The sequence below is a fragment of the Enterobacter sp. 302C9 genome (genome assembly GCF_034106085.1).
Classification (GTDB): domain Bacteria; phylum Pseudomonadota; class Gammaproteobacteria; order Enterobacterales; family Enterobacteriaceae; genus Enterobacter; species Enterobacter asburiae_B.
Map to the genome: position 1 here is coordinate 384111 of NZ_JAWNBW010000001.1, position 20172 is coordinate 404282.

At 54.0% G+C, this 20172-nt stretch carries 16 protein-coding genes and 7 tRNA genes; 5 read left to right on the forward strand and 18 right to left on the reverse strand.

Annotation, left to right across the window (positions count from 1 at the left end; translation table 11 throughout):
- Positions 1 to 3: 3 nt before the first annotated feature.
- The 4 genes from corC to miaB all read right to left on the reverse strand — a co-directional run bounded on the left by corC (position 4) and on the right by miaB (position 4070).
- Positions 4 to 882 carry a CNNM family magnesium/cobalt transport protein CorC gene (gene corC, locus UR289_RS01845; RefSeq protein WP_021242574.1) on the reverse strand — a complete coding sequence of 293 codons (879 nt, stop codon included), beginning with the start codon at positions 880 to 882 and terminating at the stop codon, positions 4 to 6.
- 89 nt (positions 883 to 971) lie between these two features.
- Positions 972 to 1439, reverse strand: coding sequence for an rRNA maturation RNase YbeY (ybeY, locus tag UR289_RS01850; protein ID WP_008501052.1), 468 nt, complete (start codon positions 1437 to 1439; stop codon positions 972 to 974).
- Positions 1436 to 2482 (reverse strand): PhoH family protein, encoded by a 1047-nt coding sequence (locus tag UR289_RS01855; protein WP_008501053.1) that lies wholly within the window; start codon positions 2480 to 2482, stop codon positions 1436 to 1438. Before UR289_RS01855 ends, ybeY begins: the two co-directional genes overlap by 4 nt.
- Before the next feature lie 163 nt (positions 2483 to 2645).
- On the reverse strand, positions 2646 to 4070 hold the full coding sequence (gene miaB, locus UR289_RS01860) for a tRNA (N6-isopentenyl adenosine(37)-C2)-methylthiotransferase MiaB (protein WP_033144935.1): 1425 nt from the start codon (positions 4068 to 4070) through the stop codon (positions 2646 to 2648).
- Positions 4071 to 4205: 135 nt separating this feature from the next.
- On the opposite strand from miaB, the gene ubiF reads away from it, so the two are divergent.
- A complete protein-coding gene (gene ubiF, locus UR289_RS01865; protein WP_167818336.1) occupies positions 4206 to 5381 on the forward strand; it encodes a 3-demethoxyubiquinol 3-hydroxylase in 1176 nt (391 codons plus the stop codon).
- 110 nt (positions 5382 to 5491) lie between these two features.
- Here the strand turns inward: ubiF and UR289_RS01870 are convergent.
- From UR289_RS01870 to nagB, 12 genes are all read right to left on the reverse strand, one after another.
- Positions 5492 to 5566, reverse strand: a tRNA-Gln gene (locus UR289_RS01870).
- Between the two features lie 36 nt (positions 5567 to 5602).
- Positions 5603 to 5677 (reverse strand) — tRNA-Gln (locus UR289_RS01875).
- Between the two features lie 40 nt (positions 5678 to 5717).
- Positions 5718 to 5794: transfer RNA gene (locus UR289_RS01880), tRNA-Met, on the reverse strand.
- A 17-nt stretch (positions 5795 to 5811) separates the two neighbouring features.
- A tRNA-Gln gene (locus UR289_RS01885) sits at positions 5812 to 5886 on the reverse strand.
- A gap of 32 nt (positions 5887 to 5918) precedes the next feature.
- Positions 5919 to 5993: transfer RNA gene (locus tag UR289_RS01890), tRNA-Gln, on the reverse strand.
- Between the two features lie 23 nt (positions 5994 to 6016).
- A tRNA-Leu gene (locus UR289_RS01895) sits at positions 6017 to 6101 on the reverse strand.
- 8 nt (positions 6102 to 6109) lie between these two features.
- Positions 6110 to 6186, reverse strand: a tRNA-Met gene (locus tag UR289_RS01900).
- 226 nt (positions 6187 to 6412) lie between these two features.
- Complete coding sequence (gene asnB / locus UR289_RS01905) at positions 6413 to 8077, reverse strand: asparagine synthase B (RefSeq protein WP_023310762.1); 1665 nt, start codon at positions 8075 to 8077, stop codon at positions 6413 to 6415.
- 249 nt (positions 8078 to 8326) lie between these two features.
- On the reverse strand, positions 8327 to 9079 hold the full coding sequence (gene nagD / locus UR289_RS01910; protein ID WP_023310763.1) for a ribonucleotide monophosphatase NagD: 753 nt from the start codon (positions 9077 to 9079) through the stop codon (positions 8327 to 8329).
- Positions 9080 to 9124: 45 nt separating this feature from the next.
- The gene (nagC, locus tag UR289_RS01915) at positions 9125 to 10345 is read right to left on the reverse strand and encodes a DNA-binding transcriptional regulator NagC (protein WP_021242995.1); all 1221 of its coding nucleotides are present in this window, start codon (positions 10343 to 10345) and stop codon (positions 9125 to 9127) included.
- An 8-nt stretch (positions 10346 to 10353) separates the two neighbouring features.
- Positions 10354 to 11502 (reverse strand): N-acetylglucosamine-6-phosphate deacetylase, encoded by a 1149-nt coding sequence (gene nagA / locus UR289_RS01920; protein ID WP_193138915.1) that lies wholly within the window; start codon positions 11500 to 11502, stop codon positions 10354 to 10356.
- Between the two features lie 55 nt (positions 11503 to 11557).
- The gene (gene nagB / locus UR289_RS01925; RefSeq protein WP_023310765.1) at positions 11558 to 12358 is read right to left on the reverse strand and encodes a glucosamine-6-phosphate deaminase; all 801 of its coding nucleotides are present in this window, start codon (positions 12356 to 12358) and stop codon (positions 11558 to 11560) included.
- Between the two features lie 328 nt (positions 12359 to 12686).
- On the opposite strand from nagB, the gene nagE reads away from it, so the two are divergent.
- The 4 genes from nagE (at position 12687) to chiQ (ending at position 18763) form a co-directional block, all read left to right on the forward strand.
- Positions 12687 to 14708, forward strand: coding sequence for an N-acetylglucosamine-specific PTS transporter subunit IIBC (gene nagE / locus UR289_RS01930; RefSeq protein ID WP_072210859.1), 2022 nt, complete (start codon positions 12687 to 12689; stop codon positions 14706 to 14708).
- A 169-nt stretch (positions 14709 to 14877) separates the two neighbouring features.
- Positions 14878 to 16545, forward strand: a complete 1668-nt coding sequence (glnS, locus tag UR289_RS01935) for a glutamine--tRNA ligase (protein ID WP_029740147.1) — start codon at positions 14878 to 14880, stop codon at positions 16543 to 16545.
- A 446-nt stretch (positions 16546 to 16991) separates the two neighbouring features.
- Positions 16992 to 18389: a chitoporin ChiP gene (chiP, locus tag UR289_RS01940; protein WP_320709082.1), complete on the forward strand. Its 1398-nt coding sequence runs from the start codon at positions 16992 to 16994 to the stop codon at positions 18387 to 18389.
- A 47-nt stretch (positions 18390 to 18436) separates the two neighbouring features.
- A complete protein-coding gene (gene chiQ, locus UR289_RS01945; protein ID WP_032668313.1) occupies positions 18437 to 18763 on the forward strand; it encodes a ChiQ/YbfN family lipoprotein in 327 nt (108 codons plus the stop codon).
- A 140-nt stretch (positions 18764 to 18903) separates the two neighbouring features.
- Here the strand turns inward: chiQ and fur are convergent, their stop codons facing one another.
- Both fur and fldA read right to left on the reverse strand, forming a co-directional pair.
- A complete protein-coding gene (fur, locus tag UR289_RS01950; protein WP_014169146.1) occupies positions 18904 to 19350 on the reverse strand; it encodes a ferric iron uptake transcriptional regulator in 447 nt (148 codons plus the stop codon).
- Positions 19351 to 19640: 290 nt separating this feature from the next.
- Entirely contained in the window at positions 19641 to 20171 is a 531-nt protein-coding gene (fldA, locus tag UR289_RS01955) for a flavodoxin FldA (RefSeq protein ID WP_250670105.1), read from the reverse strand.
- Position 20172: the final 1 nt, after the last annotated feature.

Consider the following 20172-nt stretch of genomic DNA (forward strand, 5'->3'; position numbering starts at 1 on the left):
ACATTAATCTTCCAGTTTTGGCACCGGTGAGTCGTCCGGCGTTCTGACGTGAACCTGTATAATACGTCGGCTGTCGGCCATTGCCACTTTGAACTGGTAACCGTCAATGTCAACGGTCTCACCGCGCGCCGGGAGGTGGCCAAAGGCCTGCATCACCAGCCCGCCAATGGTATCGACCTCTTCATCGCTGAAGTGGGTACCGAAGGCGTCGTTAAAGTCCTCAATAGAGGCCAGCGCGCGCACGGTCCAGGTGTGGCGGCTAAGCTGACGGAAGTCGATATCTTCTTCTTCGTCGTACTCGTCTTCGATTTCGCCCACGATCAGCTCAAGAATATCCTCGATCGTGACCAGACCGGAAACGCCACCAAACTCATCAATAACAATCGCCATGTGGTAACGCTGAGAGCGAAACTCTTTCAGCATCCGATCCACACGTTTACTTTCCGGCACAACCACGGCCTGGCGTAACACTTTTTCCATGCTGAAGGCTTCGGCATCGCTGCGCATAAACGGCAGCAGATCTTTGGCCATCAAAATCCCTTCGATGTGATCTTTGTCTTCGCTGATGACCGGGAAACGCGAGTGGGCGGATTCGATGATCACATCGAGGCACTCGTCCAGGGTCTGGTTACGTTTCAGGGTGATCATCTGCGAGCGGGGGATCATGATATCGCGAACGCGCTGGTCGGCGATGTCCATAACCCCTTCGAGCATTTCGCGCGTATCTTCGTCGATAAGGTCGTTCTGCCCGGAATCACGAATCAGCTCCAGCAGTTCATCACGGTTTTTGGGTTCGCCGTGGAAAAGCTGGTTCAGAATGAGGGAGAAAAATCCCTTTTTACTGGTTGTCGTGTCGCTACTGTGTGAATTGTCGTCGCTCATGGCGTTTGTTAAGGGTTCTCTTGTTAGTTCAACGTTTACCGCCACGCGATATCCTTTCGTGGCGGCATGTGAGTCCGTCAGGTGACGGACTATTCTTTCTCGGCAATGTACGGATCCTCATAGCCCAGAGCAAGCATTATCTCTGTCTCGAGGGACTCCATCTCTTCCGCTTCGTCATCTTCAATGTGATCGTAGCCGAGCAGGTGCAGGCTGCCGTGTACCACCATATGCGCCCAGTGGGCCTCAAGCGGCTTTTGCTGCTCTTTGGCTTCCTGTTCAACCACCTGACGGCAGATGATCAGATCGCCCAACAGCGGCATCTCAATGCCCGGCGGCGCTTCGAACGGGAATGAGAGCACGTTGGTCGGCTTATCTTTCCCGCGATAGGTCAGGTTAAGCTCATGGCTTTCCGCTTCATCAACCAGGCGAATCGTCACTTCTGATTCTTCCTGGAACTGAGGAATAACGGCATCCAGCCATTTCTGAAACTGTGCCTCATCTGGCATGCCGGAATTGTCTTCACAGGCCAGCTGTAAATCGAGGATCACCTGACTCATTTCTGTTCTTGCTCCTGCGCTTCGCGCTTACGTTCTGCGGCCAGTTCGGCCTTACGCTTCTGATCCGCCTCTTCCCAGGCTTCATAGGCGTTAACGATACGCGCGACCACCGGGTGGCGTACCACGTCTTCACTGTGGAAGAAGTTAAAGCTGATTTCGTCGACCTCGGCCAGCACCTCAATGGCGTGGCGCAGGCCGGATTTGGTGCTGCGCGGCAGGTCGATCTGGGTGACGTCACCGGTAATGACCGCTTTCGAGTTAAAGCCGATACGCGTCAGGAACATCTTCATCTGTTCGATGGTGGTGTTCTGGCTCTCATCGAGAATGATGAACGCATCGTTCAGCGTACGACCGCGCATGTAGGCGAGAGGGGCCACTTCGATAACGTTACGCTCAATGAGCTTCTCAACCTTCTCAAAGCCGAGCATCTCGAACAGCGCATCGTATAACGGGCGCAGATACGGGTCGACCTTCTGGCTCAGATCGCCCGGCAGGAAGCCCAGCTTTTCGCCCGCTTCAACGGCCGGACGGGTCAGCAGAATACGACGGATCTCCTGGCGTTCCAGCGCATCTACCGCAGCGGCAACGGCCAGATAGGTTTTACCCGTACCCGCAGGGCCCACCCCGAAGGTGATGTCGTGGTCGAGGATATTGGCGATGTACTGCGCCTGGTTTGGCGTACGCGGCTTAATAACGCCACGTTTGGTCTTGATGTTAATGGCCTTGCCGTAGTCCGGCACGCTTTCCGCGCTTTGCTCAAGCACGCGCGCCTCTTTAATGGCGAGGTGAATTTGTTCCGGTTCGATATCCTGAATTTCGCCGCGCATGGGTGATGTATCCACATACAGGCTACGCAGAATGTCCGCAGCGGCGTTGACGCAGATAGGGCGTCCGGTAAGTTTGAAATGATTATCGCGACGATTGATTTCGATACCCAGACGTCGCTCCAGTTGTTTGATGTTGTCATCAAACGGCCCGCACAGGCTCAGCAGGCGAGCGTTGTCTGCTGGCTCAAGGCTAATTTCACGCGTATCTATATTCAAACTGTTCCTCTTTAATTGGTTAACTGACCCATTGCGATAGGACGTAATAAAACGGTCATTACCGAAATTATTCACGCCACAGAATAAAGGCGCAAGCGTTGCGGAAGATATTGGGGACGATGAGAGGAAATACAAGGCCTGCCGGAAAGGCAGGCCAGGAGGATTAAGGCTGGTAAATCCCCACGCCAGAATCGTTTTCTTTACGGGTACGAGAGATCACGGATTCCGGTGACTCGGCAATACGCAGGCCCATTTCGTCCTCGGTGCGTACCAGCTTCGCGCGCAGCGAGTTGGTCAGCACTTCGACAATCTCGACGTCCACGAATTTACCGATCATATCCGGGGTGCCCTCAAAGTTCACCACGCGGTTGTTTTCGGTACGACCGGAGAGTTCCATAATGCTCTTGCGGGAGGTGCCTTCCACCAGAATGCGCTGAACGGTGCCGAGCATACGGCGGCTCCACGCGTTGGCCTGCTGGTTAATACGCTCCTGCAGAATATACAGACGCTGCTTTTTCTCTTCTTCCGGCACATCGTCAACCATATCGGCCGCAGGTGTTCCAGGACGCGCAGAGAAGATGAAGCTGTAGCTGACGTCAAAATTCACTTCACCGATGAGCTTCATGGTGCGCTCGAAGTCATCAGCGGTTTCGCCAGGGAAGCCGACGATAAAGTCGGAGCTGATCTGGATATCCGGACGCGCTTCACGCAGCTTGCGAATGGTGGACTTGTACTCCAGCACCGTATGCGGGCGGCCCATCAGGTTCAACACGCGGTCAGATCCACACTGAATCGGCAGGTGCAGGAAGCTCACCAGCTCTGGCGTATCGCGATACACGTCAATGATGTCGTCGGTAAACTCCATCGGATGGCTGGTGGTAAAGCGAATGCGGTCGATACCGTCAATCGCGGCCACCAGACGCAGCAGTTCGGCAAAGCTGCCGGTGGTGCCGTCGTAGTTTTCCCCGCGCCAGGCGTTCACGTTCTGGCCCAGCAAGTTCACTTCGCGAACGCCCTGTGCGGCAAGCTGCGCAATTTCAAACAGAATATCGTCTGCCGGACGGCTGACTTCTTCACCACGGGTGTAAGGCACCACGCAGTAAGTGCAATATTTGTTGCAGCCTTCCATGATGGAGACGAAGGCGGTCGGGCCATCGGCGCGCGGCTCCGGCAGACGGTCAAACTTTTCGATTTCCGGGAAGCTGACGTCAACGACCGGGCTACGGTTGCCGCGAACCTGATTGATCATCTCCGGCAGGCGGTGCAGGGTCTGAGGGCCAAAGACGATATCCACATACGGGGCTCTCTGGCGGATCAGCTTACCTTCCTGCGACGCGACGCAGCCACCCACCCCGATGATCAGGTCCGGATTTTTTCGTTTGAGAAGCTTCCAGCGGCCTAACACGTGAAAGACTTTTTCCTGCGCTTTTTCACGAATCGAACAGGTGTTCAGCAGCAGCACGTCCGCTTCTTTCGCATTTTCAGTCAGCTGGTATCCGTGGGTTGAATCCAGCAGATCGGCCATCTTGGATGAATCGTATTCGTTCATCTGACAGCCCCAGGTTTTTATATGGAGTTTTTTAGTCATCGACTTGCTCAGCTCAGGATTGCAAGCCGCGTATTGTAATGCTTTGGTGGGGTTGTGACCAGTATGAAGGTTATGTGTCTCAGGACCGCAAAAATCCGGTAAACTTAAGGGATTCTCCAATAAGGAAAATTGACCATGACACTCCTACACACCGAAGTTGCCGTTGTCGGCGGCGGTATGGTCGGCGGCGCGCTGGCGCTGGGGCTGGCGCAGCAGGGATTTGAGGTAACGGTAATCGAACAGGCTGCTCCGCCGGCATTCGATCCCGCGAGCAAACCGGATGTGCGCATATCCGCGATCAGCGCGGCGTCCGTCGATCTGCTGCGCGGGCTGGGCGTCTGGGAGGCGGTGCTGGCGATGCGCGCCCATCCTTACAGCCGTCTTGAAACCTGGGAGTGGGAAAATGCCCACGTCGAGTTTGATGCCGCTGAGCTGAAGCTGCCGCGCCTGGGTTATATGGTGGAAAACAATGTGCTCCAGCAGGCGCTCTGGCTGGCGCTGGAGGCGCATCCGAAGGTGACGCTGCGCGTTCCGGCGTCGATTAAGGCACTGCATCCTCACGAGAGCGGGTATTTGCTGACGCTCGACAGCGGCGATGAACTGGCCGTGAAGCTCGTCGTCGGAGCGGACGGCGCTAACTCGCAGGTCAGACAGATGGCGGGAATTGGCGTTCATGCCTGGCAGTATGAGCAGTCCTGCATGCTGATTACCGTCGAGTGCGAGCATGCGCCGGGTGAAAGCACGTGGCAGCACTTTACGCCGAATGGCCCGCATGCCTTTTTACCGCTGTTTGATAACTGGGCATCGCTGGTCTGGTACGACAAACCGGCACGCATTCGCCAGCTGCAGGGGCTTACAATGGAACAATTGCAGCGGGAAATCCGCCTGCATTTCCCGAGCCGTCTGGGCAACGTGACGCCGGTCGCTGCAGGTGCATTTCCGCTCACGCGCCGCCATGCTTTGCAGTATGCCCGTGAAGGGCTGGCGCTGGTGGGCGATGCGGCACACACCATTCATCCGCTGGCCGGGCAGGGCGTGAACCTGGGGTACCGTGATGTCGATGCGTTACTGGATGTGCTGGGCAGCGCCCGCGGGCACGCGGAAAACTGGGCCAGCCATCAGATTCTGAAGCGTTACCAGACGCGACGCATGGCGGATAACTTTATTATGCAGTCGGGGATGGATCTGTTCTATGCCGGGTTCAGCAATGACTTAGCCCCGGTGCGCATTCTGCGTAATATTGGATTGATGGCAGCGGAACGTGCCGGTGGTCTGAAGCGTCAGGCGCTGAAATACGCGCTGGGACTCTAATCTTTTTCCCCTCTCCCAGTGGGAGAGGGTCAGGGTAAGGGCATCAGGCCGCACCATCCTGAACAACAAAAACAAAAAAACCCGCAGAGCGGGCTTTTTTGTTACTTAAGTGGCTGGGGTGCAGGGATTCGAACCCCGGAATGCTGGTATCAGAAACCAGAGCCTTACCGCTTGGCGACACCCCAATTGCGTTAAACAAACTGCTTAACGACTTTTTAAATTGGCTGGGGTACGAGGATTCGAACCTCGGAATGCCGGAATCAGAATCCGGTGCCTTACCGCTTGGCGATACCCCAACAATTTGTCTTGATTACCGAAAAATCGACAATCTTAATTTGGTGGCTACGACGGGATTCGAACCTGTGACCCCATCATTATGAGTGATGTGCTCTAACCAACTGAGCTACGTAGCCAGTACTGCAATCTTCGATGGCTGGGGTACCTGGATTCGAACCAGGGAATGCCGGTATCAAAAACCGGTGCCTTACCGCTTGGCGATACCCCAATACCGCGGAGAACCGCAAAATCGAAGAAATATGGCTGGGGTACCTGGATTCGAACCAGGGAATGCCGGTATCAAAAACCGGTGCCTTACCGCTTGGCGATACCCCATCCGTGCAACGCTTACCCGGGAATGGTGCGGGAGGCGAGACTTGAACTCGCACACCTTGCGGCGCCAGAACCTAAATCTGGTGCGTCTACCAATTTCGCCACTCCCGCAAAAAAGATGGTGGCTACGACGGGATTCGAACCTGTGACCCCATCATTATGAGTGATGTGCTCTAACCAACTGAGCTACGTAGCCATCTTTTTTCGCGTTACCTTATCGGCGTTGCGGGGCGCATTATGCGTATAGACCCTTGCAGCGTCAACACCTTTTTCAACGAAAATAGCCGGAATGTGACTGTTTGGTTAGGTTGCGAACAGCGTGGCCGAATATTCGGCAATTATTGGTTATTAATCAGATTTAGACGGTGAAATGTGAGGCAAAAAAATCAGGCCCCTGAGGGGCCTGATTGCGATCTGAGTGATTATTTGTAGGCTGACTGGTGAACGCCTACCGCGCGTCCTGACGGATCGTTCATGGATTTGAAAGATTCATCCCATTCAATCGCTTTGGCAGAAGAGCAGGCGACGGACGGGCCACCCGGTACGCACTCCGCGGCACTCGGTACCGGGAACAGCTCTTCAAAAATTTCACGATACAGATAGGCTTCTTTCGAGCCCGGCGTGTTGTACGGGAAGCGGAAGCTCGCGGTTTCCAGCTGTTGGTCAGAAACCTGTTTCGCCGCGACCTCTTTCAGGGTGTCGATCCAGCTATAACCTACGCCATCAGAGAACTGCTCTTTCTGACGCCATGCCACGCTCGCCGGCAGGTAGGATTCAAAACACTCACGCAGGATATGTTTTTCCATTTTGCCGTTGCCGCACATCTTGTCCTGCGGGTTGATGCGCATCGCCACGTCGAGGAATTTCTTATCCAGGAACGGCACGCGCGCTTCCACGCCCCAGGCCGACATCGCTTTGTTGGCACGCGCACAGTCGAACATGTGCAGCGCCTGCAGCTTACGCACGGTCTCTTCGTGCAGCTCTTTGGCGTTCGGCGCTTTGTGGAAGTACAGGTAGCCGCCAAACACTTCGTCAGAACCTTCACCGGAGAGCACCATCTTGATGCCCATCGCTTTGATCTTGCGCGACATCAGGTACATCGGCGTTGAGGCGCGGATGGTAGTCACGTCATAGGTTTCAATGTGATAGATCACATCGCGGATCGCATCCAGACCTTCCTGCACGGTGAAGTGAATCTCATGGTGCACGGTGCCGAGGTGGTTCGCCACTTCCTGCGCGGCTTTCAGGTCAGGAGCCCCTTCCAGGCCAACGGCAAAAGAGTGCAGCTGTGGCCACCAGGCTTCTGAGCGCTCCTGATCTTCCACGCGACGCGCGGCGAATTTCTTGGTGATCGCGGAGATCACGGAGGAGTCCAGACCGCCGGAGAGCAGCACGCCGTAGGGCACGTCGGACATCAGGTGGCTTTTGACGGAATCTTCCAGGGCCTGACGCAGCTCGGCTTTGTCCGTGACGTTGTCTTTTACCGCATCATAGTCGAACCAGTCACGCTGGTAATAGGAGCGGATCTCGCCGTCTTTGCTCCACAGATAGCTGCCCGCCGGGAACTCTTTAATGGTGCGGCATACCGGCACCAGAGCTTTCATTTCAGAGGCAACGTAGAAGTTGCCGTGCTCATCGTGGCCCATGTACAGCGGGATAATGCCGATGTGGTCACGGCCAATCAGGTAAGCGTCTTTTTCGCTGTCGTACAGGGCGAAGGCGAACATGCCCTGCAGGTCGTCCAGGAACTCGGGCCCTTTCTCCTGATACAGCGCCAGGATCACTTCACAGTCAGAACCGGTCTGGAAAGCGTAGCGGTCGCCGTATTCGGCGCGCAGCGCCTGGTGGTTGTAGATTTCACCGTTGACAGCCAGCGCGTGCGTTTTTTTCTCGTTATACAGCGGCTGTGCACCGGCGTTGACGTCAACAATGGACAGACGTTCGTGAGCCAGAATCGCTTTATCACTGGCGTAAACGCCTGACCAGTCTGGTCCGCGATGGCGCATCAGGCGGGACAGTTCGAGTGCCTTTTTACGCAGTTCGCCCGCGTCAGTTTTAATATCCAGTACGCCAAAAATTGAACACATAACCTTCTCCGTTAACCCTGTTGCTTTGTAATGTTGCTTGCTTATGAAAATGCCGCAAAGGGGCAGGGCGCGCAAGCGTTTTACGGGTGAAAACGGAAATAGTGCAACAGTGATTGCGGAATAGTGAAAAAAGAGCACGCCAGAAATTCTTTTATTGATGATTATGCAATGAAACGTGCTTTTTGTTAGATGAGACTTTATTTTTGTAGGCCATAAATGAAAAACCACGCCCTGAGGCGTGGTTCGGTATCAGATGATGTCGATTTCATCGACGGAGGGGTAAATCCAGCTTGGCCGGAACGGCATCGAATCAATGTCATCAAGTTGAGAGACGCCGGAGAGGACCAGAATCGTCTCCAGACCCGCCTGGAATCCGGCCAGAATATCGGTGCGCAGGTTGTCGCCGACAATAACGGTTTCTTCAGAGTGGGCCTGCATCTTGTTGAGCGCGGCACGAATGATCCACGGGCTCGGTTTACCGACTACAAACGGCTGACGACCTGAGATTTTTTCGATACCGGCGCACAGCGCGCCGCAGGCCGGATAAAAACCACGGCCGTGCGTATCCGGGTTGGTCGCGATAAAGCGCGCGCCGCTGGCGACAAAGTATGCTGCCTTATGCATCATCTCCCAGTTAAAGGAGCGCGTTTCGCCGACAATCACGAAGTCCGGGTTCACGTCAGTGATGGTAAAGCCAGCTTTGTACAACTCGTGTATCAGCGCACCTTCACCCACCACGTAGGCTTTTTTCCCTTCCTGACGCTTCAGAAAATCTGCCGTGGCCATTGCCGAGGTATAAAACACGCTGTCCGGAACGTCGACGCCCGCTGTGGCAAAGCGGTTAGCCAGGTCCTGACCGGTTTGGGAAGGGTAGTTCGTGAGCAGAACCAGAGGCATTCCTTTGTCGATGATGCGGTGAAGAAACTCCGCAGCACCCGGCACGGCAACGTTGTCGTGCATCAGCACGCCGTCGATATCACAAATTACATTCTTAATGGTCATGGACAGTCCGACATCAAAAAAAGAAGGCGTTACTATAAGGTCCGATCAACTTTCCAGCAAATGCTGCAGCAGAATTCCGTTGAGCATGGCGCGTTTGACCAGCGCGAACGCGCCAATCGCCGAGCGATGGTCAAGCTTTGAACGAACCACCGGGAGGTTCTGGCGGAATGCTTTCAGCGCCTGGGTGTTAATACAGCCTTCAATGGCGGGGAGCAGCACCTTTTCCGCCTCCACAATTTCACCGGCGATCACCACTTTCTGGGGGTTAAACAGGTTAATGGCGATGGCGATGGTTTTCCCCAGATGGCGGCCTACCTGCTCGATCACTTCACAGGCCAGCGCGTCGCCTTTATTGGCGGCTTTGCAGATGGTGCCTATCTTGCAATCGTCCAGCGTGACGCGGCTTTGGTAACCCTGTTCAAGGAGATGGCGAACGCGCTGCTCAATGGCCGTGTTGGCGGCAATCGTTTCAAGGCAGCCGAAGTTGCCGCAGTGGCAGCGCTCCCCGAGGGGTTCAACCTGGATGTGGCCGATCTCGCCGACGTTACCGTTGCGACCAATAAAAATACGGCCGTTAGAGATAATACCGGCGCCCGTTCCGCGGTGAACGCGCACCAGAATAGAGTCTTCACAGTCCTGGCTCGCACCAAAGTAGTGCTCTGCCAGCGCCAGAGAGCGAATGTCGTGGCCCACAAAGCAGGTCACCTTAAAACGCTTTTCCAGCGCGTCGACCAGCCCCCAGTTTTCAACCTGAATGTGCGGCATATAGCGGATCACGCCGCTTTCCGGGTCGACCAGTCCGGGCAGAATCACGGAGATGGCAATGAGTTCACGGATCTTGCGCTGACAGCTTTCAATAAACTGCGCAATGGTATTCAGCAGCGCATGCTCCAGCGTCTCCTGGGTGCGCTCCGGAAGAGGGTAGTGCTCTTCCGCAATGGCTTTACTGCTCAGATCGTACAGCGTGAGCGTGGTGTCATGGCGGCCCAGACGGACGCCAATGGCCTGAAAATTGCGGGTTTCGGTAATAATGGAGATGGCGCGGCGGCCCCCGGTAGAGGCCTGCTGATCGACTTCTTTGATCAGACCGCGCTCAATGAGCTGGCGGGTAATTTTTGTCACGCTGGCGGGAGCAAGCTGGCTCTGTTCGGCTATCTGAATTCGCGAGATTGGTCCGTGCTGGTCAATCAGGCGGTATACCGCCGCACTGTTAAGTTGTTTAACGAGATCGACATTACCGATTTGAGCTTGTCCGCCAGGTGTCATACTTTTACTTACTCAGTGACGACCTCGTTACCATTAACGATGGTCTTAATAATTTTATAATCGTGTGTGAATGCCGTCAGGTTTGCAACCATACCTGGTGCAATTTCGCCGAGCTGTTTATCCACGCCCATTGCGCGCGCCGGATAAAGGGTGGCCATACGCAGGACTTCATCAAGCGCAATCCCGCAATGTTCAACCAGGTTACGCACCCCTTCAATCATGGTTAAAGAGGAACCGCTCAGCGTACCGTTTTCATCCACACACAGTCCATTGCGGTAGTATATTGTTTTACCGGCAAAAATGAACTGCTCAATATTTGCACCTGCCGGTGCGGTGGCATCCGTCACCAGACAAAGCTTGTCACCTTTCAGCCGCTTAGCGTTGCGGATGTTGGTGTAATCGACATGTAAGCCGTCAGCAATAATGCCGCAGTAAACGTCTGGCTCATCCAGAATCGCCCCGACCAGACCCGGTTCACGGCCTGTGATATACGGCATTGCGTTGTAAAGGTGCGTTGCGAAAGTAATGCCCGCGCGGAAACCGGCTTTCGCTTCTTTCAGCGTCGCGTTTGAGTGGCCAGCTGAAACGATAATCCCGGCACCAGCCAGTTTGCTGATGACATCCGTACCCGTCATTTCAGGCGCCAGCGTCACTTTGGCGATCACATCGGCGTTCGCACACATGTAGTCAACCAGCTCCGCATCAGGTTTACGCACGTAATTCGGGTTATGCGTTCCTTTCTTGACCATATTCAGCCATGGCCCTTCAAGGTGCAGACCCAGCGCCTGGTTAGGGTGTTTGGCCAGGTATTCGCGCATCACGCGGATACCCTGCTTCATGAGATCATCACTGCTGGTGATGAGCGTTGGCAAATAGCTGGTGCAGCCCGATTTCTCGTTGGCTTTCTGCATGATCTCCAGCGTTTCGACCGTCACCGCATCCGCGGTGTCATTGAATTGCACACCGCCGCAGCCGTTGAGCTGTACGTCGATGAAACCGGGGGAGATTACTGCTCCATTGAGTGAGCGCTGTTCAATCTCCGGCGGCAGTTCTGCCAGCGGGCAAACACGTTCAATCAGGCCATCAGCGATAACAATCGCATGGTCATCCAGAATTTCATGGCCGGTATAAATCCGACCGTGGGTTAAAGCGTACATAACGACCCCCGGTTAAAAAAAGCGGCCGCCTCTTGATGAAGAGGCGGTTATTCAATTACAGACCTTTGATGTTCTCAGCTTCTAACTCGTTGAAGTATTTCAGCGTTTTTACCTTCAGCTCCATCGTGGACGGTTCGTCGCAGACGATGACGGATTTAGGATGCAGCTGCAGGCAGCTGATGGTCCACATATGGTTAACGTTGCCTTCAACGGCAGCCTGGAGCGCTTGCGCTTTCACGCCGCCCAGCACCAGAATCATCACTTCTTCGGCATCCAGCAGGGTGCCTACGCCTACGGTCAGGGCGTATTTTGGAACCTGGTTAACATCGCCGTCAAAGAAGCGGGAGTTTGCCACGCGCGTGTCATGGGTCAGCGTTTTAATACGGGTGCGGGAAGCCAGAGATGACGCCGGTTCGTTAAACGCGATATGACCATCATTACCTACACCACCCATGAACAGGTGGATCTTACCGTAAGAACGGATTTTTTCTTCATACTGACGGCATTCTGCGTCAATATCAGGCGCGTTTCCATTCAGCAGGTTAATATTTTCAGATGGAATATCAACGTGATCAAAGAAATTGCGGTGCATAAAGCTATGGTAGCTTTCCGGGTGGTCTTTCGGTAAGCCAACGTATTCATCCATATTGAAGGTCACAACATGTTTAAAGCTAACCTGGCCTGCTTTATGCATCTCAACCAGCGCCTTATAGGCGGTTAGCGGCGTGCCGCCTGTCGGAAGTCCAAGAACGAAAGGACGATCGGCGGTCGGTTTAAAGGCGTTAATACGGTTAACGATATGGCGAGCGGCCCATTTACCGACTTGTTCAGCAGTTGCCAGGGGAATCAGTCTCATTGTTCACCTCAAGAGTTAAAGTAGAAGAGTGGGCGGATGGCTATCGGAACCTGATACTTAAGCGTAACCTGGAAACTTTCAGGCCGGATCAATCCGTCTTGATTTTTTGAATGATAAAATAAGTTTTCGCTGTTAGCCAGTGTAAGGGAGGGTGAATAACGATATTTGGTGACAAAAATCACAAAAAGTACGCGTTTAATTTGCGATACGAATTAATTTTTCACACACTCACAATGCCAGTGAAGCATCAACTGTATCTATAGTTCGTGACACAATAAAAAACAGAGCTGAGAACATGCCTTAAACGGGGTCTCATAGGGGGAAGAAAGTGAGTATTCTAGGTTATTTACAAAAGGTTGGCCGCGCGCTTATGGTGCCGGTCGCCACGCTGCCTGCCGCAGCCATCCTGATGGGTGTCGGCTACTGGATCGACCCCAACGGCTGGGGTAATACCAGCGCGCTGGCGGCGTTCTTTATCAAGTCAGGTTCCGCCATTATCGACAACATGTCCGTGTTGTTCGCGATTGGTGTGGCTTACGGTATGTCCAAAGACAAAGACGGTGCCGCTGCGCTGACCGGTTTTGTCGGTTTCCTCGTGTTAACCACCCTCTGCTCGCCTGCAGCGGTGGCCATGATCCAAAAAATTCCGGCGGACCAGGTTCCGGCGGCATTCGGTAAGATCAGCAACCAGTTTGTCGGTATCCTTGTGGGTATCATCTCCGCCGAACTGTATAACCGCTTCAGCAGCGTAGAGCTGCCAAAAGCGCTCTCCTTCTTTAGCGGTCGCCGCCTGGTTCCTATCCTGACCTCGTTTGTGATGATCGTTGTCGCGTTCATCATGATGTACGTCTGGCCGATGATCTTCGACGGTCTGGTGAACTTCGGTGAGCACATCCAGAAACTGGGTTCTGTCGGCGCGGGCGTGTACGCGTTCTTCAACCGTCTGCTTATCCCGGTCGGTCTGCACCACGCGCTGAACTCCGTATTCTGGTTCGACGTTGCCGGTATTAATGATATCCCTAACTTCCTGGGTGGCGCACAGTCCATCGAAGCAGGTAAAGCGGTTGTCGGTATCACCGGTCGTTACCAGGCGGGCTTCTTCCCGATCATGATGTTTGGTCTGCCGGGTGCTGCGCTGGCTATCTACCACTGCGCGCGTCCAGAGAACAAAGCGAAAGTGCTGGGTATCATGATGGCGGGGGCGTTCGCGGCCTTCTTCACTGGTATCACCGAGCCGCTGGAGTTCTCCTTCATGTTCGTGGCGCCGGTTCTGTATGTGATCCACGCCGTGCTGACCGGTATCTCCGTGTTCATCGCTGCCAGCATGCACTGGATTGCCGGTTTCGGCTTCAGCGCCGGTCTGGTGGATATGGTGCTGTCGTCCCGTAACCCGCTGGCGACCCACTGGTGGATGCTGATCCCGCAAGGTCTGGTGTTCTTCGCGATCTACTACATGGTGTTCCGTTTCACTATCACCAAATTCAACCTGATGACCCCGGGTCGTGAACTGGCCGTGGCCGGTAGCGAAGCGGATGGTCAGGATGTGAACGTGAGCGGTGCTGAGGATCAGGACGTTTCAGGCCTGGCGCGTCAGTACATCGCCGCTGTCGGCGGTTCTGACAACCTGACCGGTATCGACGCCTGTATCACTCGTCTGCGTCTGAACGTCAAAGACTCTTCCCTGGTGAACGAAGCGCTGGCTAAACGTCTGGGTGCTTCCGGCGTTATCCGCCTGAACAAAACCAGCGTGCAGATTATCGTTGGCTTCGTGGCAGAGAAAATTGCTAACGCCATGAAAACCACTGGTCCGGTAGCCGCAGCAGACGCTTCTGCCGCACCTGCCGCCGCGCCAGCGGCCGCAAAACCGCAGGCGGTACCGAACGCCAAAACGGTAGCCGCGCTGGTTTCGCCGGTAACCGGTGAAGTCGTTGCGATTGAGCAGGTGCCTGACGAAGCCTTCGCCAGCAAAGCGGTTGGTGACGGTGTGGCGGTGAAACCAACGGACAAAACCGTTGTGTCTCCGGCGGCCGGTACCATTGTGAAAATCTTCAACACCAACCACGCGTTCTGCCTCGAAACCGAAAATGGCGCGGAGATCGTTGTCCATATGGGTATCGATACCGTTGCGCTGAACGGTCAGGGCTTTACTCGCCTGGTGGAAGAGGGCGCTGAAGTGGTGGCCGGGCAGCCGATTCTGGAAATGGATCTGGACTTCCTGAACGCCAACGCGCGCTCAATGATAAGCCCGGTCGTTTGCAGCAACATCGATGACTTCAGTGGCCTGGTCATTCAGGCGAAAGGTCAGGTTGTTGCGGGTCAAACACCGCTGTATGAGATTAAAGGCAAGTAATCGCTCCTGAGTAGAGTCATGCCTTAAGCGGCGGGGGATATCCTCCGCCGCTTTTTTTTGCAGCAAAAGCCCCCATTATTTTCTTCAGAGACGTTTTAAGGGTTGTCACTACGTCCGGCTTATAAGATCATATGCCGTTATACGTTGTTTACGCTTTGAGGAATCCACGATGAGTGAGGCAGAAGCCCGCCCGAGTAACTTTATTCGTCAGATCATCGATGAAGATCTGGCCAGTGGTAAGCACACCACAGTTCATACCCGCTTCCCGCCGGAGCCGAACGGCTACCTGCATATCGGGCATGCGAAGTCCATCTGCCTGAACTTTGGCATTGCACAAGACTACCAGGGACAGTGCAACCTGCGTTTCGATGACACCAACCCAGTAAAAGAAGACATCGAATACGTTGAGTCCATCAAGAATGACGTGCAATGGCTGGGCTTCAACTGGTCTGGCGATATCTGCTACTCCTCTGACTATTTCGATCAGCTGTACGCCTACGCGGTTGAACTGATCAACAAGGGTCTGGCGTACGTTGACGAACTGTCTGCTGATGAAATCCGTGAATATCGCGGTACGCTGACCGCCCCGGGCAAAAACAGCCCGTTCCGCGATCGCAGCGTGGAAGAGAACCTTGCGCTGTTTGAAAAAATGCGTGCCGGTGGCTTCGAAGAAGGCAAAGCGTGCCTGCGTGCCAAAATCGACATGGCGTCTCCGTTCATCGTGATGCGCGATCCGGTGCTGTACCGCATCAAGTTCGCGGAACACCATCAGACCGGCAACAAGTGGTGCATCTACCCGATGTACGACTTTACCCACTGCATCAGCGATGCGCTGGAAGGCATTACGCACTCCCTGTGTACGCTGGAGTTCCAGGACAACCGTCGTCTGTACGACTGGGTTCTGGATAACATCACCATTCCTGTGCATCCGCGCCAGTACGAGTTCTCTCGTCTGAATCTGGAATACACCGTGATGTCCAAGCGTAAGCTGAACCTGCTGGTGACCGACAAGCACGTTGAAGGCTGGGATGACCCGCGTATGCCGACCATCTCTGGTCTGCGCCGTCGTGGTTACACTGCAGCCTCTATTCGTGAGTTCTGCAAGCGCATCGGCGTGACCAAGCAGGACAACACCATCGAGATGGCCTCCCTTGAATCCTGCATTCGCGAAGATCTCAACGAAAACGCCCCGCGCGCGATGGCCGTTATCGACCCGGTGAAGCTGGTTATCGAAAACTATCCGCAGGGTGAAAGCGAGCTGGTCTCCATGCCTAACCATCCGAACAAACCGGAAATGGGTAGCCGTGACGTACCGTTCAGCGGTGACATCTGGATTGACCGCGCTGACTTCCGCGAAGAAGCCAACAAGCAGTACAAGCGTCTGGTGCTGGGTAAAGAAGTGCGTCTGCGTAATGCCTACGTCATCAAAGCCGAGCGCGTAGAGAAAGATGCGGAAGGGAATATCACCACCATCTTCTGTTCTTATGACGCTGAAACGCTGAGCAAAGATCCGGCGGATGGCCGCAAGGTGAAAGGCGTGATTCACTGGGTGAGCGCTTCCCACGCGCTGCCGGTAGAAATCCGTCTGTACGATCGTCTGTTCAGCGTGCCTAACCCAGGTGCAGCGGAAGATTTCCTGGCGACCATCAACCCGGAATCTCTGGTAATCAAGCAGGGTTATGCGGAGCCTTCTCTGAAAGCCGCTGAAGCGGGCAAAGCGTTCCAGTTCGAACGTGAAGGTTACTTCTGCCTGGACAGCCGTTACAGCACGGCGGAAAAACCGGTATTTAACCGTACCGTAGGCCTGCGTGATACCTGGACGAAGATCGGCGAATAATATTGCTGGTCTGGTCAATGAGAGACAAACGCCGCACTATGCGGCGTTTTTTTATTTAACGATCAGGGTATTAAGACAGGGCCTAAAAAGGCGTCATAAAAATATCAGGTCAATGAGGTGCTACTTATTTTTCAAAAAAAAGTTTGTATCACTGCGGAAATTAAAAAGGTTATAAAAAAGGAAAGAATTCTCACGTCTAGCTACTGAAATACCTGATAATTCGCCGCCATTCCTCGCCTCCTCACAAATGTTACAAAGCGCTACCAATTATGTGCACTTCGTCATAGTCCTGACTTTTGTCCGCTAAAAAGCATTGATAATTCGCGTCGCGAAAAATAACCTAAAGACGGTAGTTAATTCGAGGGTATTTAAAGCTACCCCTGACCATTTGGTCTTTTTTATTTACGCCGCTTCAGGCGTTTTAATTCGTCAAAGAGGAATAATCTATGCGTACGTTCAGTGGCAAACGTGGTGCGCTGGCGCTGGCTATTGCCGGTGTGACAGCAATGTCGGGTCTGGTGGTGACACCAGAGGCGAAAGCGGCGGGCTTCATCGATGATTCTACCCTCACGGGCGGTATTTATTACTGGCAGCGTGAACGTGACCGTAAAGACGTCACCGAAGACAAATACAAAACCAACCTTTCTCACTCGACCTGGAACGCCAACCTGGACTTCCAGTCAGGCTATGCCGCGGATATGTTCGGTCTGGATATTGCTGCGTTTACCGCGATTGAAATGGCGGAAAACGGCGACAGCGCCCACCCGAACGAAATTGCCTTCTCCTCCAGCAACAAAGCCTATAAAGAAGACTGGTCCGGGGATAAGAGCGGCATCAGCCTTTACAAAGCTGCTGCAAAATTTAAATACGGTCCGGTCTGGGCGCGCGGTGGTTATATTCAGCCAACTGGCCAGACTCTGTTAGCACCGCACTGGAGCTTTATGCCGGGTACCTATCAGGGTGCCGAAGCCGGGGCGAACTTTGACTACGGTGATGCGGGTGCGTTGAGCTTCTCCTATATGTGGACCAACGAGTACAAAGCACCGTGGCACATCGAGATGGACAAGTTCTACCAGAACGATAAAAAAACCAAAGTCGATTACCTGCACTCGTTGGGCGCGAAGTACGACTTCAAAAACGATCTGGTGCTGGAAGCGGCATTCGGTCAGGCACAGGGCTATGTCGATCAGTACTTTGCTAAGGCCAGCTATAAATTCGATGTCGCGGGTAGCGCGCTGAGCACCAGCTACCAGTTCTACGGTACGCGCGATAAAGTCAGCAACGGTGGCGTCAACGACATTTATGACGGCACCGCGTGGCTACAGGCGTTAACCTTCGGCTACAAGGTCGGTCAGGTTGATTTGCGTCTGGAAGGCACATGGGTGAAGGCGGAAGGGCAGCAGGGCTACTTCCTGCAGCGTATGACCCCGACCTACGCCTCCTCCAACGGTCGTCTTGATATCTGGTGGGATAACCGCTCAGACTTCAACGCCGACGGCGAGAAAGCGGTCTTCTTCGGCGCAATGTATGACCTGAAAAACTGGAACCTGCCTGGCTGGGCGGTGGGCGCTTCTTACGCTTACGCCTGGGACGCAAAACCTGCCGATATGGCCACGCCGGACGCATACTACGATCCCAACTATCGCCTGAAAGAGTCTTCCTACAGCTTAGATGCTATCTACACCCTGCAGGATGGCCGTGCGAAAGGCACGATGTTCAAACTGCACTTCACCCAGTATGACAACCACTCCGATATCCCGAGCTATGCGGGCGGTTACGGCAACATCTTCCAGGATGAGCGTGACGTGAAATTCATGGTTATTGCCCCATTCACCATCTTCTGATGAACGCACCGGCGGGCTGAGTCCCGCCGGCATGGAGACTGCACATGATGAAAAAAATTGTAATCGTCGCGTTGCTGGCATCAGGGCTGGTGGCGTGTGCTCAGAATCAGGCGCCGAAAGAGGACTCCCGTCTGAAGGAGGCGTATAGCGCCTGCATAAATACTGCGGAAGGATCGCCGGAGAAAATTCAAGCCTGTCAGAGCGTGCTGAACGTGCTGAAGAAAGAGAAAGCGCATGAGCAGTTCGCGACGCAGGAAAACGTCCGCGTGATGGATTATCAGGCCTGCATCCAGGCGCGTAAAACCGGTAACGATCAGGAAGTGGCGAAGCGTTGCGATAAGATCTGGAACGAGATACGCAATAACAATAAATAAGTGCTTTACGCCCGGTGGCGCTGCGCTTACCGGGCCTACAAAGGTGTCATAGCCCGTAGGCCCGGTAAGCGCAGTGCCACCGGGCTTTTTCCAGGCAAAAAAAAAGCCAACCTTGCGGCTGGCTCAGAGTATGAATCTTATTATTTCGCGTCGTGCGCGTGATCGTCTTCGCGGCAATCGCCTTCAGCGCAGTGACCGTAAAGGTACAGGCTGTGGTTCGTCAGGCGGATGCCATGACGCGCCGCGATTTCACGCTGGCGCGCTTCGATGGAATCATCGCTGAATTCAATGACCTTGCCGCAATCGAGGCAGATCAGGTGATCGTGGTGCTGCTGCTGGGTCAGTTCGAAAACGGATTTACCGCCTTCGAAATTATGACGGGTAACAATGCCCGCGTCATCAAACTGGTTCAGCACGCGATAGACGGTAGCCAGCCCAATCTCTTCACCCATGTCGATAAGACGTTTATAAAGGTCTTCCGCACTGACATGGTGATTGTCTGGACCCTGAAGCACTTCAAGGATTTTTAACCGAGGAAGCGTAACTTTCAGGCCAGCCTTCTTTAATGCGGTATTGTTGTCAGTCATGCGGAATCTGTCCTGTTGCTAAACGATTCACTTCTGTAGGAAGTGACAGAAAATGCACCCGGGATAATGCGTCTCATTATAGAACTGCCATGGCTAAATGAAAACTGCAAGTCTCAGGCAAAATATGCTTATAAAAACGTGGTATCACCAACAAACTTGCTCAATGGAAAACCACGTTTTATCAGGGAGACATTGTACAGGTCTGGGCGAAAAAGTTAAAAGATTGTAGCGATTAATTTAATCGGTTTGACCTGGAGCATGGGCGCAACCGCAGTTGCGCCGCGATAAAATCAGGCGTTCAGAATATCATCCAGGCGCAGTTCTTCGCGGATCTGCTTCACCCACTTCTCAACGCGCTCTGCGGTCAGTTCTGGCTGACGGTCTTCGTCGATGGCCAGGCCTACGAAATGATCGTCATCGGCCAGGCCTTTAGACGCTTCGAAGTGGTAACCGGCGGTCGGCCAGTGGCCTACGATAACCGCGCCGTTCGGCTCAATGATATCGCGGATGGTGCCCAGCGCGTCACAGAAGTATTCGGCGTAGTCTTCCTGATCGCCACAGCCAAACAGGGCGACCAGCTTACCGTTGAAGTCCACTTCTTCCAGCGTCGGGAAGAAATCATCCCAGTCGCACTGGGCTTCACCGTAGTACCAGGTTGGGATACCCAGCAGCAGAATGTCATAGCCTTCCAGATCTTCTTTGCTGCTCTTGGCGATGTCATGCACATCAGCAACGTCTTTACCGAGCTGTTTTTGAATGTTTTTTGCGATATTTTCGGTATTGCCGGTATCACTGCCAAAGAAAATGCCGATGATTGCCATG